This is a genomic window from Micromonospora auratinigra (genome assembly GCF_900089595.1).
GTDB lineage: Bacteria > Actinomycetota > Actinomycetes > Mycobacteriales > Micromonosporaceae > Micromonospora > Micromonospora auratinigra.
This window is the reverse complement of record NZ_LT594323.1, coordinates 5,940,790-5,964,180: the sequence shown is the minus strand read 5'-3', so window position 1 is coordinate 5,964,180 and position 23,391 is coordinate 5,940,790. Positions and strand designations below refer to the sequence as shown.

Annotated in this window: 15 protein-coding genes; 5 read left to right on the top strand and 10 right to left on the bottom strand. The window is 74.4% G+C overall.

The window, feature by feature from the left end:
* Positions 1–8: 8 nt before the first annotated feature.
* Together GA0070611_RS27205 and GA0070611_RS27200 are read right to left on the bottom strand one after the other, a co-directional pair.
* Positions 9–1,100, bottom strand: coding sequence for a mannose-1-phosphate guanylyltransferase (locus GA0070611_RS27205; RefSeq protein WP_091673505.1), 1,092 nt, complete (start codon positions 1,098–1,100; stop codon positions 9–11).
* 63 nt (positions 1,101–1,163) lie between these two features.
* A complete protein-coding gene (locus tag GA0070611_RS27200) occupies positions 1,164–2,309 on the bottom strand; it encodes a glycosyltransferase family 4 protein (RefSeq protein WP_091670542.1) in 1,146 nt (381 codons plus the stop codon).
* A 147-nt stretch (positions 2,310–2,456) separates the two neighbouring features.
* Between GA0070611_RS27200 and GA0070611_RS27195 the strand changes: the two genes are divergently transcribed.
* A complete protein-coding gene (locus tag GA0070611_RS27195; RefSeq protein WP_091670537.1) occupies positions 2,457–3,146 on the top strand; it encodes a TIGR03089 family protein in 690 nt (229 codons plus the stop codon).
* Positions 3,147–3,163: 17 nt separating this feature from the next.
* Here GA0070611_RS27195 and GA0070611_RS27190 read toward each other — a convergent pair whose 3' ends face one another.
* Both GA0070611_RS27190 and GA0070611_RS27185 read right to left on the bottom strand, forming a co-directional pair.
* Positions 3,164–5,152 (bottom strand): acetoacetate--CoA ligase, encoded by a 1,989-nt coding sequence (locus GA0070611_RS27190; RefSeq protein WP_091670532.1) that lies wholly within the window; start codon positions 5,150–5,152, stop codon positions 3,164–3,166.
* A 149-nt stretch (positions 5,153–5,301) separates the two neighbouring features.
* Positions 5,302–5,817 carry an acyl-CoA thioesterase gene (locus GA0070611_RS27185; RefSeq protein WP_091670529.1) on the bottom strand — a complete coding sequence of 172 codons (516 nt, stop codon included), beginning with the start codon at positions 5,815–5,817 and terminating at the stop codon, positions 5,302–5,304.
* A gap of 23 nt (positions 5,818–5,840) precedes the next feature.
* Between GA0070611_RS27185 and GA0070611_RS27180 the strand changes: the two genes are divergently transcribed.
* Positions 5,841–6,497 (top strand): hypothetical protein, encoded by a 657-nt coding sequence (locus GA0070611_RS27180; RefSeq protein WP_091670524.1) that lies wholly within the window; start codon positions 5,841–5,843, stop codon positions 6,495–6,497.
* A gap of 58 nt (positions 6,498–6,555) precedes the next feature.
* Here the strand turns inward: GA0070611_RS27180 and GA0070611_RS27175 are convergent, their stop codons facing one another.
* Positions 6,556–7,719, bottom strand: coding sequence for an acyl-CoA dehydrogenase family protein (locus tag GA0070611_RS27175; protein ID WP_091670521.1), 1,164 nt, complete (start codon positions 7,717–7,719; stop codon positions 6,556–6,558).
* A 250-nt stretch (positions 7,720–7,969) separates the two neighbouring features.
* Between GA0070611_RS27175 and GA0070611_RS27170 the strand changes: the two genes are divergently transcribed.
* Both GA0070611_RS27170 and GA0070611_RS27165 read left to right on the top strand, forming a co-directional pair.
* Positions 7,970–9,397: a UDP-glucose dehydrogenase family protein gene (locus tag GA0070611_RS27170; protein WP_091670517.1), complete on the top strand. Its 1,428-nt coding sequence runs from the start codon at positions 7,970–7,972 to the stop codon at positions 9,395–9,397.
* Positions 9,398–9,545: 148 nt separating this feature from the next.
* Positions 9,546–14,450 (top strand): SCO7613 C-terminal domain-containing membrane protein, encoded by a 4,905-nt coding sequence (locus GA0070611_RS27165; RefSeq protein ID WP_091670513.1) that lies wholly within the window; start codon positions 9,546–9,548, stop codon positions 14,448–14,450.
* A gap of 322 nt (positions 14,451–14,772) precedes the next feature.
* On the opposite strand, the gene purE is transcribed toward GA0070611_RS27165, so the two are convergent.
* The 3 genes from purE to GA0070611_RS27150 form a co-directional block, all read right to left on the bottom strand.
* Complete coding sequence (gene purE, locus GA0070611_RS27160) at positions 14,773–15,264, bottom strand: 5-(carboxyamino)imidazole ribonucleotide mutase (protein WP_091670508.1); 492 nt, start codon at positions 15,262–15,264, stop codon at positions 14,773–14,775.
* Complete coding sequence (locus tag GA0070611_RS27155) at positions 15,261–16,421, bottom strand: 5-(carboxyamino)imidazole ribonucleotide synthase (protein WP_091670505.1); 1,161 nt, start codon at positions 16,419–16,421, stop codon at positions 15,261–15,263. Before GA0070611_RS27155 ends, purE begins: the two co-directional genes overlap by 4 nt.
* 77 nt (positions 16,422–16,498) lie before the next feature.
* Positions 16,499–18,535, bottom strand: a complete 2,037-nt coding sequence (locus GA0070611_RS27150; protein ID WP_091670502.1) for a thioredoxin domain-containing protein — start codon at positions 18,533–18,535, stop codon at positions 16,499–16,501.
* A gap of 132 nt (positions 18,536–18,667) precedes the next feature.
* Between GA0070611_RS27150 and GA0070611_RS27145 the strand changes: the two genes are divergently transcribed.
* A complete protein-coding gene (locus GA0070611_RS27145) occupies positions 18,668–19,699 on the top strand; it encodes a phosphatidylinositol-specific phospholipase C domain-containing protein (protein WP_091670497.1) in 1,032 nt (343 codons plus the stop codon).
* Positions 19,700–19,749: 50 nt separating this feature from the next.
* Here GA0070611_RS27145 and GA0070611_RS27140 read toward each other — a convergent pair whose 3' ends face one another.
* The gene (locus GA0070611_RS27140) at positions 19,750–20,646 is read right to left on the bottom strand and encodes a hypothetical protein (protein ID WP_157740398.1); all 897 of its coding nucleotides are present in this window, start codon (positions 20,644–20,646) and stop codon (positions 19,750–19,752) included.
* A gap of 121 nt (positions 20,647–20,767) precedes the next feature.
* Entirely contained in the window at positions 20,768–23,236 is a 2,469-nt protein-coding gene (locus tag GA0070611_RS27135; RefSeq protein WP_231921570.1) for a putative bifunctional diguanylate cyclase/phosphodiesterase, read from the bottom strand.
* Positions 23,237–23,391 lie beyond the last annotated feature (155 nt).

Here is a 23,391-nt window from a genome sequence, read left to right as displayed (position 1 = left end):
GGCACCGGTCAGAGCAGGCTCTCCTCGCCGTTCTCCTTGAGCCGGTCGACGATCTTCTTGACGTCCTGGGCGCGGTCCCGGGGGCAGACGAGCAGCGCGTCCGGGGTGTCGACGACGATCAGGTCGTGCACGCCGACGGCGGCGACCAGGCGACCGGCCTGCGGCACGACCACGGTGCCGGTGCTGTCGTGCAGCACCACGCCCGGCTTGACGTCACCGCCGAGCACCACGTTGCCGTGGGCGTCGGCGGGCAGCACCTCGCCCAGCGTGTGGAAGTCGCCCACGTCGTTCCAGCCGAAGTCGCCCGGTACGGTCGCCACCCGGCCGGCGGTCGCCGCGCCCTCCATCACCGCGTAGTCGACGGAGATCTTCGGCAGGGTCGGCCAGACGGTGCCCAGCACGTCGTCCTGCTCGGGGGTGCCCCAGGCCGCCGCGATCGCGGTGATCCCGCTGTGCAGGGCCGGCTGCTGGCGGGCCAGCTCGGCGAGGAACACGTCCACCCGCCAGACGAACATGCTGGCGTTCCAGAGGTGCCGCCCGGAGCGGACGTACCCCTCGGCCACCTCGGCGGCCGGCTTCTCCTTGAACTCGGCCACCGGACGCAGCGGGCCGTCGCCGACCGGGTCACCGGTCTCCAGGTAGCCGTAGCCGGTCTCCGGCCGGGTCGGGGTGATGCCGACCGTCATCAGCAGCCCCTGCTCCGCGCCCCGGATCGCCTGCCGGACCACCTCGGCCCAGCGGGCCGGGTCACCGATCAGGTGGTCCGCGGCGAACGAGCCCATCACCGCCGTCGGGTCGCGGTGCGCGATCACCGCGGCGGCCAGCGCGATCGCCGCGCAGGAGTCCCGGGGCGAGGGCTCGACGAGGATGTTCTCCGCCGGCAGGCCAGCCAGTTGCCGGGCCACCCCCGCGACGTGTGCGGCCCCGGTGACCACCAGCGTGCGCTCGGGTGTGGTCAGCGGCCCCAACCGGTCCACCGTCGCCTGGAGCAGCGAGGACGGGGTACCGGTCAGCGGGTGGAGGAACTTGGGATGGCCGGCACGGGACAGCGGCCACAACCTTGTGCCACTGCCACCCGCCGGGATGACGGCGTAGAACATCAGCACATCATGCCCGACCGGGCCCCCGGAGCACGGATCGTCGCACCGACCCGCAGCGGACCCTCAGGAACAGGCCCGGCTCCACGCGGCGATGTGGACCTCCGCGCTGGACTCCCAGGTGAACTCCTTGGCCCGCGCGAAGCCGGCCTTGGCCAGGGCCAACCGCCGCTGCTCGTCGTCCAGCAGGGCGGTCAGGTCGCTGGCGATCTGGTCCGGGTCCTCGCTGGTGTACGCCACCGCGTCGCCGCCCACCTCGGGCAGCGAGAGGCGCGGCGTGGTGAGCACCGGCGCGGCGCAGGCCATCGCCTCCAGGATCGGCAGGCCGAACCCCTCGCCGTACGACGGGTAGGCGGCGACCAGGGCGCCCCCGAGGAAGCCCGGCAGGTCGGCGTAGCGCAGGTAGCCCGGGCGCAGCAGCCGCAGGTGCGACGGGACCTCGGCGACCGCCCGGTCGATGTCGTCGTCGTGCCCCTGGCCACCGGCGATCACCAGCGCCGGCGGGTTCGCCCGGTCGGCCACCGCGCGGGCCCAGCCGCGGATCAGGTTCGGCACGTTCTTGCGCGGCTCCTTCGCCCCGAGGAAGGCGATGTAGCTGCTGTCGCCCAGGCCGAGGCGGGCCCGAACCCGGGCCTTCTCCTCCTCGCCGGGCGCGTGGAAGGCGGCCTGGTCGACCCCGTGGTACGCCACGTCGATCCGGGTCGGGTCGGCGTCGAGCAGGCGGATCAGCTCGTCCCGGGTGGCCTTGCTCGGCACGATCACCCGGTCGGCGCGGCGCAGCGAGGTCTTGATCGCGCTGCGGAAGAACGTCCGGCGGGACTTGTCGTAGTGCTCCGGTTCGGTGAAGAAGGTCGCGTCGTGCACGGTGACCGTCACCGGGCAGCCGGCCCGCAGCGGGCAGGTGTAGAAGGGCGAGTGCAGCACCTCCGCGCCGACCTGCTGGGCCAGCAGCGGCAGGCCGGTCTGCTCCCAGGCCAGCCGGGCCGGCCGGTGCGCGACCGCCGCCGGGGCGGGCAGGACCTCGGCCCCGGGCAGCATCCGGGTGTAACGCTCCAGGTCGGTGCGGAGGCTGACCACCGCCAGGTCCACGGCGGATCCGCAGACGCCACCGAGCGCGCCCAACAGGCCGTCGACGTATCTACCGACGCCGCCACGGTCGGCGGGGACACTCGTGGCGTCGATGAGCACGCGGGGCGGGCGACCGGCGGTCACGGGGCGACTCCTCATTCAACGATGTGGCGGACAACACTGTCGGCAAGACTACGCCGGAGCGGGGCCCGGGCGCTGACTGCGACCCGACGGTACGCCGACTTGTCGTTGTCATCGAGTACGGGCAGCGGGCGCGTATCGTTCGCGCCGATGGCCGACAACATTGCCCGGGTCTTCGCCGACGCGATCGCGACCGACCCCACCCGCCCCCTGCTGACCTGGTACGACGACGCCACCGGCGAGCGCACGGAACTGTCCGGGGCGACCTGCGCCAACTGGGTGGCCAAGACGGCGAACCTGCTCGTCGACGAGGTCGGCCTCGGCCCCGGCGACCGGGCCGCCGTGCTGCTGCCCCCGCACTGGCAGACCGCCGCCGTGCTGCTCGGCTGCTGGTCGGCGAAGCTGACCGTGGTCGGCGACCCCGGTGACGTGGACGTGCTCTTCGCCGCCGCGTCCCGGGTGGACGAGGCGGCCCGCTGGTCGGCCGGTGACCGGTACGCCCTCGCCCTCGACCCGTTCGCCCTGCCGATGCGGCAGGTGCCGGCCGGCTTCACCGACTTCGTCTCGGCGGTCCGTGGTCACGGCGACCACTACACCCCGTACCCCCGGGGTGGTGAGGGCGACGCGGCGCTGCTGGCCCGCGCGCAGGCCCGGGGCGCGGAGCTGGGCCTCGTCCAGGGTGACCGGGTGCTGATCGACGTCACCGCCCACCCCGACCCGGTCGACTGGCTGCTCGCCCCGCTGCTGGCCGGCGCGACCCTGGTCCTCTGCGCCAACCCCGACCCGGCCCGCCTCCCGGCCCGCGCCGGGTCGGAGAAGACCACCCGCACCCTCCGCTGACCCGCCCCGCCCCGGGGTCAGGCGGGGGTGGGGTGGTCGGAGTCGGCGCGGCGCTGGGCGAAGGCGGCGAAGGCGGTGAGGGACTCCGGGTTGGCCAGGGCGCCCTTGGCGGCGGCGCTGTCCACCGGGGTGCCGGTGAGGATCTTCTTGACCGGGACCTCCAGCTTCTTGGCGCTCAGCGTGCGCGGCACCGCGCGTACCTGGTGGATCTCGTCGGGGACGTGCCGCGGCGACAGGGCGGTACGCAGCTCGCGGCAGATCTTCCTGCGCAGCTCGTCATCGAGCTCCAGGCCCTCGGCGAGCACCACGAAGAGCAGCAGCTCCCCCGCGCCGCCCTCGTCGTCCTCCAGGTGCACGACCACCGAGTCGACCACCTCGTCCAGCCCCTCCACCACCGAGTAGAACTCGGCGGTGCCGAGGCGTACGCCGCCCCGGTTGAGGGTGGCGTCGGAGCGGCCGGTGATCACGCAGCCGCCCCGCTCGTTCACGGTGATCCAGTCACCGTGCCGCCAGACGCCGGGGTAGACCTCGAAGTACGCCTCGCGGTAGCGGCTGCCCTCCGGGTCGTTCCAGAAGCCCACCGGCATGCTCGGCATCGGCTCGGTGATCACCAGCTCGCCCAGCTCGCCGATGACCGGGGTGCCGTCGGCCGAGCGCGCCTCCACCTTGGCGCCGAGCGCCCGGCAGGTGATCTCCCCGGCGTGCACCGGCAGCAGCGGGACGCCGCCGACGAAGCCGGTGCAGACGTCCGTGCCGCCGGAGAGCGACTGGAGCTGGAGCCGGTCGCCGACGTTCTCGTACACCCAGGTGAAGCCCTCGGCCGGCAGCGGCGCGCCGGTCGAGCCGACCCCGCGCAGCGCGGAGAGGTCGGCGATCGCCGCCGGCTTCAGGTTGGCCTTGCGGCAGGCCAGCAGGAACGGCGCGGACGTGCCGAAGTACGTGGTGCCGGTCTCGGCGGCCAGCCGCCAGAGCGCGCCCAGGTCGGGGTGGCCGGGGTTGCCGTCGAAGAGCACGATCGTGGCGCCCACCGCCGGCCCGGAGACCAGGAAGTTCCACATCATCCAGCCGGTGGTGGTGAACCAGAAGAACCGGTCGGCCGGGCCCAGGTCGTGGTGCAGGGCGAGCATCTTCAGGTGCTCCAGCAGGATGCCCCCGTGCCCGTGCACGATCGGCTTGGGCAGCCCGGTGGTGCCGGAGGAGTAGAGCACGTAGAGCGGGTGGTCGAACGGCACCGGGGTGAAGGTGAGCGGCTCGTCGGTCTCCGCCGCCAGCTCCGCCCAGGGCAGCACGCCGTCGCCGAACCCACCGGCCGGGTCGAGGTACCCGATCCCGACCGTGTGCGCCAGCGACGGCAGGGCGGCCCGGATCGAGGCCACCTCACCGCGCCGGTCGACCGGCTTCTCGCCGTACCGGTAGCCGTCGACGGCGACCAGCACCTTCGGCTCGATCTGCTGCCAGCGGTCGGTGACGCTGCGGGTGCCGAACTCGGGGGCGCAGGAGGAGAAGATCGCGCCCAGGCTGCTGGTGGCCAGCAGCAGCACGAAGGTCTCCGGGATGTTCGGCGCGTACGCGGCCACCCGGTCGCCCTCGCCGACGCCGAGCCGGCGCAGCCCGGCGGCCACCCGGCGGACCTGCTCGCGCAGCTGCGCGGCGGTCAACGTCTGCGGCGCGCGGGTCTGCCCGTGCGCGATCACCACCGGGTCGTCGTCGCCCCGGCCCGGCATCCGCAGCACGTTCTCGGCGTAGTTGAGCGTCGCGCCGGGGAACCAGCGGGTGCCCGGCATCGACCGGTCGGTCAGGGTGGCCGTCGGCGGGGTGTGCGCGACGACCTCGAAGTAGTCCCACACCGACTGCCAGAAGGCCGCCAGGTCGGTCACCGACCAGCGCCACAGCGCGTCGTAGTCGGCGAACTCCAGCCCCCGGTGCGCGGCCAGCCAGCGCAGGAAGTCACCGATCCGGGACCGCTCGCGCACGTCGGCCGGCGGCGTCCACAGCACGTCACCCACTGCTCCACCCTCCCTGAGGCCCGTCACGACACTGTGCATGGGCCGTGGCGCCATCTTGCCCTACCTCGCCCGGCCATTGTCCGCAGCGGGTGCCGCCGACGGGGCGTGGCCGGGCCACACCCCGTGACCCTCGACGGTGTGGATCGCGCTCAGCCGGCGCGGTGGGCCTGGATCGCCCGGCGCTTGGCCAACCGGTGCGCGCGGCGGATCTCCGCCTCCCGGTAGCGCCGCTCGTCCTCCGGGGTCTCCGGCAGGACCGGCCGGACCGGCCGGGGCGCGCCGCCCAGGTCGACCCCGACGAAGACGAGGTACGCGGTGGCCACCCGGACCGGCTCGTCCTCGGCCGAGTCCCAGCGCTCGGCGACCACCTTCACCCCTACCTCCATCGACGTCTGCCCGGTCCAGTTGACCTGGGCGTGCGCGTGCACCAGGTCGCCCACCCGGACCGGCTCGGAGAAGACGATCTCGTCGATCGAGGCGGTCACCGCGGTCCCGCCGCTGTGCCGGGCGGCGGCCGCGCCGGCCACGTCGTCGACGAACTTCATCAGCACCCCGCCGTGCACCGTCCCGTAGAGATTTACATCGACGGCAGTCATGATGCGACTCAGCGTGACGCGCGAGTACGAGGTCGGCTTGCCCGGTGGGGCGGCGGGGTGATCTGTCATGCCAGAGACGGTACGGTGCGCGGATGCGACATCTCTGGAGCTTCCTCGCCGGGTTGGTGGTGGCGCCGCTCACCTGGGTGCTCGTCACCCTCGGTCAGGACGGATCTGGTCGTACCGTCCACCGCTGGGTGGAACTCGGTACCTACAGCACCCCCAACCTGATCGAGCCGGCCGTCTACCTGGGCGTCGCCGGCATCCTGCTCGGCCTCCTCGCCACGCTGCGCTTCTCGCCGCTCGGCCCACTGGTGGCCGGGCTGCTGCTGGCCGTCCCGTACGTCGGGATGTTCGTCGCCCCGTTCAGCGTCCGGGACCGCGTACCCGAGAACTGGAAGGTGCTCGGGGACCCGCTGCCGCTGCGCCTGCCGCTGGAGAACGGCACGCTGTTCCTGATCGGCGTGCTGCTGCTGATGGCGGTCTTCAGCGTGCAGCGCTGGCGGCGCTGGCCGGCCCCGGCGACCGGGGCGGAGCTGACCCCGGTCGACCAGCCCGACGAGACCCCCCGCTCGTTCGGTGACTGGCCCCCGGCCGACGCCCGGCAGGACCCCGACCCGGCCCCGCTGAGCCTGGGTTATCCCGACACCCCCACCGAACCCCTGCCCCGCCGCACCGGCGGCGAGTCGCCGTGGTCCGCGCCTCCGCGCGCCACCGGTCGACCGGAGGGCACCGCCGAGACCCGATGAACGACCGCGGGCGGGCCGGATTCCTCCGACCCGCCCGCCCGACCTCCGTCGTGGTACGTCAGCCCTTGAGCAGCTGCCGCGCCATGACGATGCGCTGCACCTGGTTGGTGCCCTCGTAGATCTGGGTGATCTTGGCGTCCCGCATCATCCGCTCGACCGGGTAGTCGCGGGTGTAGCCGTAGCCGCCGAGCAGCTGCACGGCGTCGGTGGTGATCTCCATCGCGGCGTCCGAGGCGAAGCACTTCGCGGCGGCCCCGAAGTAGGTGAGATCGGCGTCACCCCGCTCGGACTTCCCGGCGGCGGTGTACGTGAGCTGCCGGGCCGCCTCCAGCTTCATCCCCATGTCGGCGATCATGAACTGGATGCCCTGGAACTCGGCGACCGCCTTGCCGAACTGCTTGCGCTCCTGGACGTACCCCTTGGCGTAGTCCAGCGCGCCCTGCGCGATGCCGACCGCCTGCGCGGCGATGGTGACCCGGGTGTGGTCCAGGGTCTTCATCGCGGTGGCGAAGCCGGTGCCCTCGGCGCCGATCATGCGGTCGGCCGGGATGCGCACGTTGTCGAAGTAGACCTCGCGGGTCGGCGAACCCTTGATGCCCAGCTTCTTCTCGGGCGCACCGAAGCTCACCCCGGCGTCGGACTTCTCCACCACGAAGGCCGAGATGCCCCGGGAGCGGGCCGTCGGATCGGTCACCGCGAAGACGGTGTAGTACTCGGAGACGCCCGCGTTGGTGATCCACCGCTTCACGCCGTTGAGCACCCAGTGGTCGCCGTCGCGGACCGCCTTGGTGGTCATCGAGGCCGCGTCGCTGCCCGCCTCCGGCTCGGAGAGGCAGTACGAGAACATCGCGTCACCCGCGGCGACCGGGGTCAGGTACTTGCGCTTCAGCTCCTCGGAGCCGGCCAGCAGCAGCGGCATGGTGCCCAACTTGTTGACCGCCGGGATCAGCGAGGAGGAGGCGCAGGCGCGGGCCACCTCCTCGATCACGATCGCGGTGGCCAGGGCGTCCGCGCCGGCGCCGCCGTACTCGACGGGGATGTGCGGGGCGTGGAAGTCGGCGGCCCGCAGCGCGTCGTACGACGCCTTCGGGAACTCACCGGTCTCGTCCGCCTCGGCGGCGTGCGGAGCCACCTTGGCCGCACAGACCTCACGGACCGCCTCCCGGATCGCGTCGTGCTCCTCAGGCAGGCGGTAAACGTCGAACGACTGCTCTGCGGCCATGTGTCGGCCCCTCCCCTTCACCGCTAGGATGCGCAGTCTGTGCCGCCCGGAGGCCGCCGACTGCCGCAGACTGAAGGATAGCCACCAGGCTTCGCCCGGACCTTACCGGCGGGTAGGCTCGCGCCGGAGCAGCGCCGAAACGGCACAACTACCCTCACACGTAGACGACAAGGTCCCCTCGGTGCCCGGCGATGGCGCCCAGCCGATTGCGACGCAACGAAGCGCCGCCAGTGCGAGCGGAGAGACAGGCGTGACGATCCCGTACCCGAACAGCCAGCCGGTACCGGCCATCGCGGCGGTGACCCCGCCGTCGGGTGCCGCCCGTCCCCGGGTGACCTTCCTGGGCACCGGATACCTCGGTGCGACGTACGCCATCTGCTATGCCGAACTGGGCTACGAGGTGCTCGGCTTCGACGTGGACGCCGACAAGATCGCCAAGCTGAACGCGGGCGAGGTGCCGATCCACGAGCCCGGCCTGGACGAGCTGCTGCGGCGCAACCTGGCCGCCGGCCGGCTGCGCTTCAGCACCGACATCCAGGAGACCGCCGACTTCGGTGACGTGCACTTCATCTGCGTCGGCACCCCCCAGCGGGCCGACGGGATGGGCGCCGACCTGTCGTACGTCGAGGCGTCGGTGACCAGCCTGGCCCAGCACCTGAGCCGCAAGTCGCTGATCGTCGGCAAGTCCACCGTCCCGGTCGGCACCGCCGAGTGGGTGGAGCAGCTGGTCGGCAAGCACACCCCGGCCGACCTGGGCGTCGAGGTGGCGTGGAGCCCCGAGTTCCTCCAGGAGGGCTTCGCCGTCGACGACGTGCTGCGGCCCAACCGGATCGTGGTCGGCGTCAAGAGCGAGTGGGCCAACGGCATGCTCTACGCCGCCCACAAGGGCGTCTTCGACCTGGCCGCCACCGAGGACCGCGAAGTGCCCCTGGTGGTCACCGACTTCGCCACCGCCGAACTGGTCAAGGTCGCCGCGAACGCCTTCCTCGCCACCAAGATCTCCTTCATCAACGCGATGGCCGAGGTCTGCGAGGCCGCCGGCGGCGACGTCACCCAGCTGGCCCGCTCCATCGGGTACGACCCCCGCATCGGCAACCGGTTCCTCCAGGCCGGCCTCGGCTTCGGCGGCGCCTGCCTGCCCAAGGACATCCGGGCCTTCCAGGCCCGCGCGCAGGAGCTGGGCGCCGGTGAGGCGCTGCGCTTCCTGCACGAGGTCGACCTGATCAACCTGCGGCGGCGGACCCGGGTGGTGCAGCTCGCCGCCGACCTGCTCGGCCGCCGCTCCGGCCCGGCCGGCCCGGATCTCTCCGGCACCCGGGTCGCGGTGCTCGGCGCCACCTTCAAGCCCAACACCGACGACGTCCGCGACGCCCCGGCGCTCGCCGTCGCCGCGCTGCTCGGCAAGGCCGGCGCCGAGGTGCACGTCTTCGACCCGCAGGGGATGGAGAACGCCCGCCGGGCGGTGCCGGAGCTGACGTACGAGACGACCATGACCGACGCGGTCCGCGACGCCGACCTGGTCTGCGTGCTCACCGAGTGGGCCGAGTTCCGCAACGCCGACCCGGTCGCCCTCGGCGAGCTGGTCAACGGCCGCCGGGTGGTCGACGGCCGCAACTGCCTGGACTCGACACTGTGGACCCAGGCGGGTTGGGAGTACCGCGGCATGGGCCGCCCCTGACCCGTCGGCCCGGGACCGGTCGTGGCACGCCACGGCCGGTCCTTTTTGTTGTCCGGAACGCGCCGGCAACTGTCGAAATCCCCGCCCCGGCAAGGCATGCTGCGACAGTGGGGGTTCGTACCACGGGCCGCCCGGACGGAGGGACGTCGTGCAGACCTTCAGGTGCGCCTCGTGCGGTCGGGAGATCAAGCCGGCCGTGATCTGCCCGCACTGCGGCGCCGACCAGCCACAGTGGGCCGAGCACCTGGCCGACATCGAGCGTTCCATCGCCGAGATGAAGGCCCGCGAGGCGGCCATCGCCGCCGAGCAGCGGCAGATCGCCTCCAAGATGCAGGCCGCCCTCTTCCAGCGGGACATCCTCGCGCACGCCGGCGAGGAGCGGGTCAAGCAGGCCAGCCGGCCGCGCCGGGTGCTGCGCCGCCGCCCCGGCCGACGCCCGCCGACGGCCGCCACCGGCGCGCCGCCCCGGGTCCCCCGCCAGGGCACCCCGCCGCCCGGCCCGGCCGAACCACCACCGCCGCCGCCCACCCGGCCGCAGTGGCTGGACGTGGACGACCCGGAGCACCCGCCGGAGGCCTCCTCCCGGGAGGTGCAGAACATCCCGCTCGGGCTCGGCGCGCTGCTGCTCGGCGTCGCCGCGGTGGTCTTCGCCGCGGTCGCCACCAGCTCGATGGACGCGCTGGCCCGGCTCGGGGTGCTGCTGGTCGCGACGGTGCTGATGCTGCTCGCCCCGCCGGTGCTGGCCCGCCGCGGGCTCACCTCGACCGCCGAGACGATCGCCGCGGTCGGCCTGCTGCTGCTGCCGCTGGCCGGGTACGCGCTCTGGGCCGTGGACCGGATCGGCGGCCCCGGCTCCGGGCCGGCCTTCGCCGGGTCGATCTTCCTGGTCACCGCCGTGGTCTCGGTCGGCTACGCGTACGGGACCGGGCTGCGTGCCCCCCGCTTCGCCACCGTCCTGGCCGCCCAGCCGGTGCTGCCGCTGCTGGCGTACGAGCGGATCACCGGACCGGCCGGCTGGGCGCTGGTGCTGACCGTGGTCGCCGTGGTCGATCTGGCACTGGCCCGCTCGGCGGTGGTCGTCGAGCGACCGGTCCGCCGGGACCTGCCCACTCCGGGCGGGACGCCCGCCCCGCCCCGGCAGCGCGGCGCCGACGAGCGACCCGAGGCGGACCCGGAGGAGTCGGCCGAGGTGCTCGGCGCGGAGCCGGTCGACGGCGCGGACCCCGGCCCGCCGGCCCGCCCGGTGCCGTGGCTGCGGGAACTCACCTGGCTGCTGCACGGCGTCGCGGTCGCCGTCGCGTTGGCGTACGCGGTCACCGCGCTGCTGCGCGCCGACACCGTGTCCGCCGCCGCCGCGGCCGGGGCCGTGCTGCTGCTCGGCGCGCTGGTGGGACTGGCCGGGACGTTGGTGCTGCGTCGGCCACCGCTGCCCGACCTGGGCGCCGGGATCGTGACGCTGGCCGTGATCGGCGCCCTGGGCCGGGTCGCCTCGCTCGCCTTCCCCGGCCGGTCGCTGCTGCTGATCGCCGCGGTGATCGCGCTGACCGGGTTCGCCGTCCGGGCCGTACCGGAGGCGGCCCGACGCGGTCCGCAGCTCGCCTCGGCGGTCGCGTTGACGGTCAGCGGGCTGGTGGTGGCCGGTGGCGCGCTCCGCGCCGGGCTGGCTCCGGTCCGCGCGTCGCTGCCCGCCTGGTCGGCGGAGCTGGACCGGTGGCACGCCGAACTGGCGGCGGCGGTCGGGCCGACCGGCTGGCAGCTCGCCGCGAGCGCCCTGCTGCTCACCATCGCGGCGGTGATCGCCCTGCCGCCGGAGATCCGCCGCGAGTTCGCCGTGGTCGGGGCGGCCCTGACCGCGCTCGCCGTGCCGGCCTCGCTCGGGCTGGGCTGGGCCGCCGCCTGCTGGCCCGTACTGCTGACCGCGGTGGGCATCGGCGTGCTGGGACTCTCCGCCGGCACCCGGCGGGCGGCGCTGGTGCACGCGGTGGCCGCCGCCGGGCTCGGCCTGGTGGGGGCCGGCGCGGCGCTCGCCCGGCCGGCGCTGACCGCCGCCGCGCTCACCCTGCTCTTCCTGGCCGGCGCGCTGGTCTCGCTGGCCCCCCGGGTCCGGATCGCCAGCACCACCACCGACCCGGTCTCCGCCTGGGCGGCGGGCGGCGCGGCCTTCGCGCTGCCCGGGGCGGTGGCGGCGTTCGTCGCCACCACCGAACCCACCGCCCCGGTGCTCACCCCGGCCAACCTGCGCGAACTCACCGTGCCGATCCTGGCCGCGAGCTTCCTGGCCGCCTGCGTCACGCTCGGTTACGCCGCCGTGGTGCAGGTCGCGCAGCGACACCTGAGCGCGCCGCACGCGGTCGGCACCATGCTGGGCGCGGTGGCGGTCGCCGCCGCCGGCTTCGGGGCACCCGGTGCCACCTCCGCCGACGCCTGGGTCGGCGGCCTGCTGCTGCTCGCCGCCGCGCTGCTCGCGCTCGCCCCCCGGGTCGACGCCGGCCGCCGCTCCGACGCCGCGCTGGACGGCTCCGACCTGGCCCTGGCGGCCACCACGGTGGCGTTGATCGCCACCCTGGCCCGGATCGCGGCCGTGCTCGCCCCCGGCGGCCAGCTGGTGGTGGCGGCCGCTCTGGTGCTGGTGGTCGCCGTCGCCGCCCGCGCGATGCCCGAGGAGTGGCGACGCGGTCCGGTGCTCGGCATGGCGGTCGGCGCCACCCTGATCGGCCTGATCGCCGGATGGAGCGCGCTGCGCGGCGGGCTCGGCGTGCTGGCCACTCCCGGGCCGATCTGGGCGGGCGACCTGACCGGCTGGCCGGCCGCCCCGACCGGCGGCGCCACCTGGCAGGCACCCGTCGCGCTGGCGCTGCTCGCGGTGGCCGCCGGCATCCTGCTGCCGGCACCGTGGCGGTACGACGTCTCCGGCGTCGCCGCCGTGCTCGCCACGATCGGCGCCCCGGCCGCGTTCGACCTGCCCTGGTGGTCGCCGGTGCTGGTGGGCGCGATGGCGGCCACGGTCTTCGGGATGGTGGCGGTGGCGTCGGCCGACCCGCGCGCCGCGCTGTCCCGGGCCACCGTGGCCGGCGTGGTGGCGCTGCACGCCGCCGGGGCCGGGCTGGTCCGGCCGTGGACCACCGCACTGGCGCTGGGCAGCATCGCCCTGATCGGCATCGTGGTGGCGGCACTGGCCCGATCGCTCGCACCGACGCTGGTCGAGGACGTCCGCAGCGAGGGGCTGCCGGCGCACCTGGTGCAGGTGGGTGGGGCGGCGGTCGGTGCCGCGCTGCTCGCGCTGCCGGGCGCGGTGGCCGCCCTGGCCGCCGAGTTCGGGCACTCGGCGCAGGTGGTGCTCACCGCCGCGCTGGCCGCGTCCAGCCTCGGCCTCGCCGCGGTGGCGGCGCTGCGCCAGCAGGTCCCGCAGTACCTGCCGTACGCCAGCGTCGCCGTGGCGGGCGGGGCCACGGTCAGCGCGATCGCCGCCGTGGTCACCGACCTGCCCTCCGGGGTGTACGCCGCCGCAGCGGCGCTGCTCGGGGTGCTCGCCGAACTGGTCCGGGCAGCCACCGTCCCGCCCGCCGGTTCCGCCCAGCCGGTACGCCGCTGGTCGGTGCTGCTGGACGGGGCGCTGCGCCGGCTGCCCGACGACGGGCAGCTGCGCTGGCGGGTCAGCCCGGCCGCCGGGGCGCTCGCCGCCGCCGCGCTGCCGACCGTGCTCGCCCTGGTCACCCTGGCCCCACCGCTGCTGGTGGCGCTGGTCGAGCCGTTCCGGGTGCTGCCCCGGGTCTGGCAGGGCCCGCCGCCGGAGCTGCTCACTCCGCCTGCCGAGGCGATCGACGCCACCCACGTGCTGACCGCGGCGCTGCTGACCATGGCGGCGGCGCTCGCCGCGACCGGGTTCAGCGACGGGCGCCGGTCCCGGGCGGTGCCGGTGGTGCTGCCCGGCGTGGCGGTCACCCTGCTGATCACGCCGATCGCGCTCGGGCACGGCTGGCCGGAGAGCTGCCTGGCGGGGCTGGCCGTCTTCACCCTCGCCATGCTGGGCCTGGCGCTCACCCCGCCGCCGGCGCTGGCCGAGCCGGCCCGCTCGCTGCGGGTCGCCCGGGTGCTGGTGTTCGTGATCGGGTTGGCCGCCGGTGGGGCGGGCCTCGCCGGCAGCCTCGCCACCCGCCAGCTGACCCTGGTCACCCTGGGCGGAGCGGTGGGGGTGGGGGTGGTCGCCGCGCTCTTCGGCACCACCCAGCGGGCCCGCATCCTGGGCTGGCTGTTCGCCTCGCTGATGGCCGAGCTGTTCGTGCTCACGCTGGGGCTGGTCGCCGGGCTGGCCCCGGTCTGGTCGGCGTTCGGCGTGCTGGCGGTCGGGGCGGCGCTCCAGGTCTTCGCCGCCACCCTGCCCCGGCTGCGGCAGCCCGAGGCGTACCGGGAGGCGGCCACCGTCGAGTGGAGCGGATACGCGGCGGCGCTCATCGCGCTGGCCCTGGCGTACGACTCGCCCCGGCACATCGCCGCGCTGCTGGCCGCCTGGGGCGCGGTGCTCGGGGTGGCGGCCAGCCGGCCCGGCCGGCGGCCGGTGGAGCGGCGGATCCTGTTCTGGGCCGTGGTGGCCTGCGAGATCACCGCCTGGTGGATCCTGATGCGGACGGCCGACGTGGCGCTGCCCGAGGCGTACACCCTGCCGTTCGCGGCGCTGGCCCTGCTGGTCGGCGTGCTGGAGCTGCGGCACCGGCCGGACCTGTCGAGCTGGGTGGCGTACGGGCCGGCCCTGGTGGCCGCGTTCGTGCCGACGCTGGCGATCGTGCTGGCCACCGACTCCAGCATGCTGCGTCAGGTCCTGCTGCTGCTCAGCGCGGTGGCAGTGCTGATCTTCGGCTCGATGACCCGACAGCAGGCCCCGGTGATCGTGGGTGCCACGGTGACGGCGGTGGCCGCCGTGCACGCGCTGTTCAGCCTCGGCCCGTGGCTGGTGCTGATCCCGGTCGGCTTCGTCCTGCTGGTGCTCGGGGCGAGCAACGAGCGCCGCCGCCGCGCCCAGGAGCGCCTCCAGACCGCGCTGCGCGGCATGAGATGAATCGGAGGCGGATCACGTGACGGGAAGTGACAGATCGTGATGGCCGGTCCGGGCGAGGACCATCCCTGCGCCGCCTTTGCTCTGCTTCAACGCACGCAACAGCAACAATGAGTCACCGCCGCTTCGACCACTCGCCGGCCGTCCCCTCTCGAAACCGCAGCTCCGCGCGGTGTTGCGTGGGTTGAAGCAGAGCAAAGGCAGTGGAGAGGGTGGCGCTCGAGCGACAGCGGATCACTGAACGTCACGTACCGACGAAAATCACCGATCGTGGCAGAGTGCCAGTGAGGTCAGGGCGAGGGAGGGATCGGGGCTCCGGTGGAGGTCAGGTCAGGGAGGCGCGGAGGGCGGCGTCCTTCTCGGCGACCATGTCCTCCAGGCCGGCCTGGAAGTCGACCATCCGCTTGCGCAGGGCCGGGTCACTCGCGGCCAGGATGCGCACCGCGAGCAGGCCGGCGTTGCGGGCGTTGCCGATGGAGACCGTGGCCACCGGGATGCCGGCCGGCATCTGCACGATGGAGAGCAGCGAGTCCATGCCGTCCAGGTGCTTCAGCGGGACCGGCACGCCGATCACCGGCAGCGGGGTGACCGAGGCGACCATGCCGGGCAGGTGGGCGGCCCCACCGGCGCCCGCGATGATCACCTTCAGGCCCCGGTCGGCGGCGGACCGGCCGTACTCGATCATCTTGACCGGGGTGCGGTGGGCGGAGACCACGCCGACCTCGTAGGAGACCTCGAACTCGGCCAGCACCTCGGCGGCGGCCTTCATCGTCGGCCAGTCCGAGTCGCTGCCCATGATCAGTCCGACGGTGCTCACTCGTGCCCCTCCTGCAACCAACGGGCGGCGCGCGCCGCCCGGGCCCGTACGTCGTCCAGGTCGTCGCCGAGCACCGTGACGTGCCCGATCTTGCGGCCGGGCCGCACCTGCTTGCCGTACAGGTGGACCTTGGCCCCGGGCTCGGCGGCGAAGAGGTGGTGCAGCCGCTCGTCGATGGAGATCCCACCGGGCTCGCCACCGAGCACGTTCGCCATCACCACGACCGGCGCGGCCAGCGAGGTGTCCCCCATCGGGTAGTCCAGCACGGCCCGCAGGTGCTGCTCGAACTGCGAGGTCCGGGCCCCCTCGATGGTCCAGTGCCCGGAGTTGTGCGGCCGCATGGCCAGCTCGTTCACGACCAGCCCGGCGGGCGTCTCGAACAGCTCCACCGCCAGCAGGCCGACCACGCCGAGCGCGGTGGCCAGGTCGATGGCGAGCTGCTGGGCGGCGACCGCCAGCTCCTCCGGCAGGTCGGGGGCGGGGGCCAGCACCTCGACGCAGATCCCGTCCCGCTGCACCGTCTCGACCACCGGGTACGCGGCGACCTGCCCGAACGGCGAGCGGGCCACCTGCACGGCCAACTCCCGGCGCAGCGCCACCCGCTCCTCGACGATCAGCGGGGTACCCCCGGCGAGCAACGTCGCGGCCAGCTCGGCGGCCTGCCCGGCGTCGTCCACCATCCAGACACCCCGGCCGTCGTAGCCGCCCCGGGCCGCCTTCAGCACCACCGGCCAGCCGGCCTCGTCACCGAAGGCGACCAGGTCGGCGGGGGCCTCCACCGGCCGCCAGGCCGGGTTCGGGGCGCCCAGCGCGCCCAGCCGCTCGCGCATCACCCGCTTGTCCTGGGCGTGCAGCAGCGCGTCGGCCGGCGGGAAGAGCTTCACCCCTTCCGCGGCGAGGGCGCGGATGTGCTCGCTCGGCACGTGCTCGTGGTCGAAGGTGACCACGTCGCAGCCCTTGGCGAAGGTACGCAGTGCGGCCAGGTCGGTGTGGTCGCCGTACTGGACGTCGGCCGCGACCAGGGCGGCCCCGTCGTCCGGGGCGAGGGCGAGCACACGCAGCGACTGGCCGAGGGCGATGGCGGCCTGGTGGGTCATCCGGGCCAGCTGGCCGCCGCCCACCATGCCCACGACGGGGAGTCCGGTACGGGAGTCCATAGCGCCGCCAGCCTATCCGGGCCGGCCGGCCCGGTTTGCGCAGGGCCGACCCGTCTCGACGGCGGCGATCCGCCGGCTCAGCCCAGCTCGGCGACCAGCTCGTCGACCGAGGTCACCGGCCGTCGGCAGACGAAACCCCGGCAGACGTACGCGGTGGAGCGCCCGTCCAGCGCCGGCCGGTCCGCCAGCAGCGGCACCCCCGGCTGGTCGCTGCGCCCGGCCACCAGCACGGCTCCGGGCGGAGCGTGCCGACGGGCCGCCGCGACGAGCGGGTCACCCTCCGGGTCGTCGGTCACCACGGCGATCTCGTACGGCCCGGAGAGCAGGGCCTCGCCGACGGTGGCCGCGTACCCGGTGAACCGGGCGTGCCGGTCGACGATCGGCGCGACGGTCGACAGGGCCGCCTCGGCCGCCTCCCGGTAGCGGGTCTCCCCGCTCAGCGCCGCGTACGCGACCAGCGCCGCGACGATCGCGGACCGGCCCGACGGGGTGGCGTTGTCGGTGGGGTCGGCGGGCCGGGTGACCAGCCGCTCGGCGTCGTCGGCGGTGTCGTAGAAGCCGCCGTCCGGGGCGGCGAACCGGGCCAGCGCCACATCGATCAGCTCACCGGCCAGGCGCAGCCACCGCCCCTCGCCGGTGAGCTGGTGCAGCGCGCAGTACGCCTCGGCCACGCAGCCGTAGTCCTCCAGCACGCCGGCCGGCTCGCCGACCACCTTGTCCCGGGACACCCGGCGCAGCCGGCCGTCCACCAGGTGCACGGCCGCCAGGTGCTCGGCGGCGTCGCGCATCGCGCCGTCGGCGACGATGACCACGCCCTCCATCAGGTTCGCATCCTCGTCGTCCCGGGACGCGTACAGGGCCGCGACCTGCTGGAACTCGGCGAGGGCGGTGATCGCCAGACCGTTCCAGGCGGCCACCACCTTGTCGTCGCGGGCCGGCTGCGGGCGGGTGTCGCGGGCGGCGAGCAGCCGGCCGACCACCTCCCGCCAGCGGGCCCGGACCGCCGGGTCGGCGTCGTCCACGTCCCGGGCCAGCCGCAGCACGCTGCTGCCGTGCTCAAAGGTGCCGTCGTCGGTCACCTCGAACAGGTCGGCGGCGAAGCGACCGTCCTCCTCGCCCAGCGCCTCGACGAGCTGGGCCGGGGTCCAGACGTAGGTGAGCCCCTCCACGCCCTCGGTGTCCGCGTCCAGCGCGGAGGCGAAGCCCTCCCCCGGCCGGTGCAGCTCGTCGGCGAGGAAGCGGGCGGTGTCCCGGGCCACCCGGCGGGCCAGCCGGTCCCCGGTGAGCCGCCAGAGCTGGGTGTAGACCCGCAGCAGCAGCGCGTTGTCGTAGAGCATCTTCTCGAAGTGCGGCACGGTCCAGTGCCCGTCCACCGAGTAGCGGGCGAAGCCACCGGCGAGCTGGTCGTGCAGGCCGCCGCGGGCCATCGCCTCGGCGGTGTGCCGGACGATCTCCAGGCTCCGGGGCGAGCCGGTGCGCCGGTGGTGCCGCAGCAGGAAGAGCAGGTTCATGTGCGGCGGGAACTTGGGCGCCCCGCCGAAACCGCCGTTCGTCTCGTCGTACTCCTGGGCGAGCTGCGCCGCGGCGGCGTCGAGCAGGTCGGCGGTGAGCGGGGCGGTGAGCCCGCCGACGGCCTGGGCGCCGCCGATCGCCTCGACCACGGCGGCGCCCTGGCGCAGCACGGCCTCGCGCTGGTCCCGCCAGGCGGTGGCGACCGAGCCGAGCAGCCGGACGAAGTTGGGCCGGGGGAAGTACGTGCCGCAGAAGAACGGGGTGCCGTCCGGGGTGGCGAAGACGGTCATCGGCCAGCCGCCCTGCCCGGTCATCGCCTGGGTGGCGGTCATGTAGACGGCGTCCACGTCGGGCCGCTCCTCGCGGTCCACCTTGACGCAGACGAAGTCGTCGTTCATCAGCCGGGCCACGGCCTCGTTCTCGAACGACTCGTGCGCCATCACGTGGCACCAGTGGCAGGCGGCATAGCCGACCGAGATGAGCACCGGCACGTCGCGCCGTTTCGCCTCCGCGAACGCCTCGTCGCACCAGGGCCACCAGTCCACCGGGTTCTCCGCGTGCTGGAGCAGGTAGGGCGAGGTGGCATCGGCGAGTCGGTTCACCCGACGACCATATCCAGCCCGGGCCGACGCCGCCGCGCGGTCACCCAGACGGCTTCCTTTATTCACCCGGATCTATTTGAATCTTGCGCATGCCCGTCGACGACCGTCGGCGGGCCGTCCGAAGGAGACGGCATGCGCAGACTCCCCGCCCTGCTCGCCCTCGCCGGCACGGTGCTGGCCGCCACCATCATCGCCCCGCCGCCCGCGTCGGCGGCGGTCCCGCCGGAGACCCGGGCCTCGGCGGCCACCGCCGTCGGCGTGCACAACGCGTACGAGCGTGGCACGTACACCTACCTCGCCCAGGCGCTCGACTCCCGGGCCGGCCTGATCGAGCTGGACGTCTGGCCGGACGTGCTCACCCGGCAGTGGCGGGTCAGCCACTCCAACCCGCTCGGCAACGACAACAACTGCGTGGCCGCCACCGACGCGAGCCAGCTCTACACCGGCACCCGGAACAAGAACCTGGAGCACTGCCTGGACGACATCCGGATCTGGCTGGCCGCCCACCCCACCGCCGGGCCGCTGGTGCTCAAGCTGGAGCTGAAGACCGGCTTCAGCAGCCGTACCGGCCAGGGGCCGGCCCAGCTCGACGCGACGCTCGCGGCCCACCTGGGCGCGGCCGCCTTCCGCCCGGCCGAACTGCTCGGCGGGTACGCCAGCCTGGACGCCGCCGCCCGCGCCGACGCCTGGCCCACCCGCGCCCGGCTCGCCGGCCGGGTGATCGTCGAGCTGATCCCGGGCACCGTCGAGGAGGGCAACCCGACCGACACCCTCTGGACCGACGTCGAGTACGCCCGCCACCTGGCCGGGCTCGCCGCCGCCGGCACGCTCGGCACCGCCCGCGCCTTCCCCGCCGTGCACCGGGCCCAGGCCGGCGACCCCCGCAGCCGGTACGCCGACGCGAGCCTGCGCCCCTGGTTCGTGCTCTTCGACGGTGACGCCTCGGCGTACGTCACCGGCGGCATCGACACCGCCTGGTACGACGCCAACCACTACCTGCTGGTGATGACCGACGCGCAGAACGTCGCCCCGGCGGTGCCGGCCGGTGACGCCGACGCCGCCGCGGCCCGGGTGGCCGAGCTGGCCCGCGCGCACGCCAGCATCGCCTCCGCGGACTGGGCGGCCCTGCCGGCCGTCCTCGACGACGTGCTGCCGCGCGGCTGAGTCGGGGTCCCGGCCGCGCCCCGTGGGTCGGGGCGCGGCCGGAACGCCGGTCAGCCCTTGCGCAGCCGGACCACGCCGCTGTCCTCGGCGTTGACCCAGAAGAGGTAGAACGGTTCGTAGGTGTAGGCCCGCACCGGCACGCTCACGTCACCCTGCCGCCAGGCCACCTCGGTGTACGTCGGGACGGACGCCGTCCACGGGACCGGCCCGCCCGGCGTGCATGCCGCCTCCGCCCGGTACACCCCGCTGGCCTGCCGACCCGCCGGCCCCTGGGTGAACTCCCCCTCCAGGTAGATCGTCACCGGCTGCGAGCAGGTCACCGTGCCGTGCACGACCGCGTCCCCACTGCGCGCCGAGATGGTGCCGGAGTCGGCCAGCTCGACGCCGATCGTCAGCACCGGCGGCGGGGGCGGGTTCTGGATGTGCACCTCACCGCGGGCCGACCCGGTCGTCCCGGTGCAGTGCTGCTCGAAGGTGGCGTCGAACTTCTCCAGATAGTCGTGCGGGCCCCAGACGAGGTCGGTGATCGTGAACGAGCCGGTCGCCGTGCCGCAGTACCCGCCGGTCAGGTTCGGCAGGGAGAGCCCGGGCCGGTCACTCTCGTACGTCTGGTTGGTGGCGTCGGGATAGCTCCCGACCGCAAAGGACTGGGTGGTGGGCAGCGCGAAGGTGATGCTCTGGTAGCTGTACGTCGGGTCCCAGAATCGAAGATTGATCGAGTTGTGGAAGGCCGTGACGTTCATCGCGTTGCCCGCCGCGGTGGAGAACGAGTAAGTGCCACCGTCGGTGATCGGGTCCCCCGGGTCACCGCTCAGCGTCAGCGAGCCGTCCCGGACGGCCTGGGTGTCCATGGCATGCGCCGGCCCGACCGCGGCGAGCGCGCCCCAGGCGGTGGCCGCGACGGTGAGCGCGGCGGCGAGGAGAGTACGTCTACGAGTGGAGATCATGTCGCCCCTTCGACAGAGCTGAGCGCGGTGCGACACCCCCGTTGGGCATCCGCGCTGCTCGATCGAGACTAGGGCAGGTGATGGTGATTCGTCTGTCCCGTCCGATTCGGATCAGGGCAGGTCAGGAGGCGCCGTCGGCGCGCAGCGGGAAGACGTTGCGCTGGGCGTTGTCCCGCAGCGACCCCAGCACCGCCCCGATCTTGTCGGCCGGCATCGGCTTGAAGAAGTGGTAGCCCTGGGCGGCGGTGCAGCCCAACTCCGCCAGCGCGGTGCGCTGCTCGGCCGTCTCCACGCCCTCCGCGACCACCCGTAGCCCCAGCTCGTGGGCGAGCCCGACGGTGGTCCGCACGATCGCCGCCGCCTCCGGCGACTCGGCCATCCGGATCACGAAGGACCGGTCGACCTTCAGCTCGTCCACCGGGATGCGGGTGAGGAAGGTGAGCGACGAGAAGCCGGTGCCGAAGTCGTCGACGGCCAACTGCACCCCCATCGACCGCAGGGTGGCGAGCACCTCGTCGATGATCTCCAGCTCGCTCATCACCACTGTCTCGGTGATCTCCAGGACCAGCCGGTGCGGCGGCACCTGATGCCGGCGCAGCGCGTCGCCGATCTCGGCCGGCAGCCGCGGATCGAGCAGGCTGCGGGCCGACAGGTTCACCGAGATCGGCACGTCGAGCCCGTCGCGGGCCCAGCCGGCGGCCACCGCGAGGGCCTTGTCCAGCACGTACCGGGTGAAGCTGCCGAGCTGCTCGCTGTGCTCCACCGGCCGGATGAAGTCGGACGGGCCGAGCCAGCCCCGCCGGGGGTGCCGCCAGCGGATCAGCGCCTCCACCCCGGTCGGCGCGCCGGTGGCCAGGTCCACCGCCGGTTGCAGGGCCAGCACCAGCTGGTCGTCGGCCTCCAGCGCCTCCCGCAGCTCCGCCAGCAACGCCAGCTGGTCGGTGCTCGCCGCGTCCCGGGAACTGTCGTACGCGGCGACGCTGCCGCCACCCTCCTTGGCCTGGTACATCGCGATGTCGGCCCGGCGCAGCAGCTCGGTCATGTCGGCGGTGCCGGCGTCGGCGACCACCACCCCGACGGCCACCTCGACGGACATCCGCACCCCGGCCACCTCGGTCGGCGCGGCCAGCCGCTCGGCGATCTCCCGGGCCTGGCGCAGCGCGTACGCGATCGGGGCGGTGCGGTCGTCGAGCACCGGGACCGCGGTCAGCAGCAGCGCGAACTCGTCGCCGCCGAGCCGGCCGAGCAGGTCACCGGGACGGACCAGCGCGGCCAACCGGTTCCCGGTCAGCCGCAGCAGCTGGTCCCCGGCGGCGTGCCCGAGCGTGTCGTTGACCTCTTTGAACTGGTTGACGTCGAGCAGCAGCAGCGCCACCGGGTGGTCGTGCGCGAGCTGGCGCAACGACTGGTCGCCCCGGGCCAGCATGGCGGCCCGGTTGAGCAGCCCGGTGAGCTGGTCGTGCACCGCCTCGTACGACGAGCGGGCGGTGACCAGCCGCAGCTCACGGTGGGTCGCGGCGTCGTGCAGGGCGGCGGCCAGCGCGTCGCCGAACGCGGCGACGGCGTCACGCTCCCGGACGCTGGGCGGGGCGGACCGGGGGAAGTGCACGTGCAGCTGTCCCACCTCGACGCTGCCCACGGTCAGCAGGCGCACCAGCTCCTGGTCGCCCGACTCGGCGGCGGCCGGGGGCGGCGCCTCGCGGTCGCGGACCTGACCACCGGTGTCCGCCCGGTAGCGCCGCCACCGGCCGTCGCCCCGCGCCACGTCCACCTCGACCAGTTCGGCGCCGAAGAGCCCGAGGGCGCCGGTCACCGCCGCGGTCGCCACCCCGCGCTCGTCGAGCTGGTTGAGCGCGGCGGTGGCCTCGGCGAACGCCCGCCAGGTGCGCCGTTCCTGATCGGCGCGGAGCCGGTGCCGGTAGGTCTGCTGGAGCAACCAGAGCGGTGGCGGCAGGAGCAGCAGCCAGCGGGCGTCGATCTCCAGCAGCGTCACCACCACCAGGCCGACCGCCACGTTGCCGACGAACATCAGCAGCTTGCCCCGCAGCGCCGCGAGCAGGGGCGGGCCGATCGGGATGCCGTGCCGCAGCGCGAGCGTGACGCTGCCCAACCAGGCGGTGGTCAGCAGGTAGGTCACCGAGCCGGCGGCCAGCGCCACGGCCAGCTCGGGGGTGGGGGCGGCCAGCATGGGTCGGCCGAGTACGCCGGCCACCGCCGCGGCGAGCGCGGTGGCGGCGGTGAGCGACCCGGCGATGCGGACCAGTTCCAGGGCCGGCCGACGGTCGCTCACCAGCGACATCCCGGTCCACGCGGCACCCGCGCCGAGCAGCGCCGCCGCCGGCAGCCAGCCGGCCGGGACGAGGTAGAGGCAGACGATGAGGGCCGCCTCGCCCCAGGTGATGCTGACCATCCCGGAGGCGGTCCGGAAGCGCAGCCGGGCGAGCTGGGCGACGGCGAAGGCGGCGACCGCCAGCCCGAAGCGGGCGGGTGCCGGCAGCGGGTCGTCGGGCGGCAGGGCCGCGGGGACGGTGAGGCCGAGCACCGCGGCCGCCAGCGCGGTGACCGCGACGGCGGCGGTCACCAGCAGCACTCCGCTCGACGTGCCGTCGCGGCCGGGCCGATCCGGGGGTTGGCCCTCCCTGCCGGAGGTCACCGGCCGACCCCGTCCGCCGGCGGTCCGAGGGCACGCCGGGTGGCGACTGCTGCCATGGACATCGGCGCCCCCCTTCCGCGCACGGCTCAGGG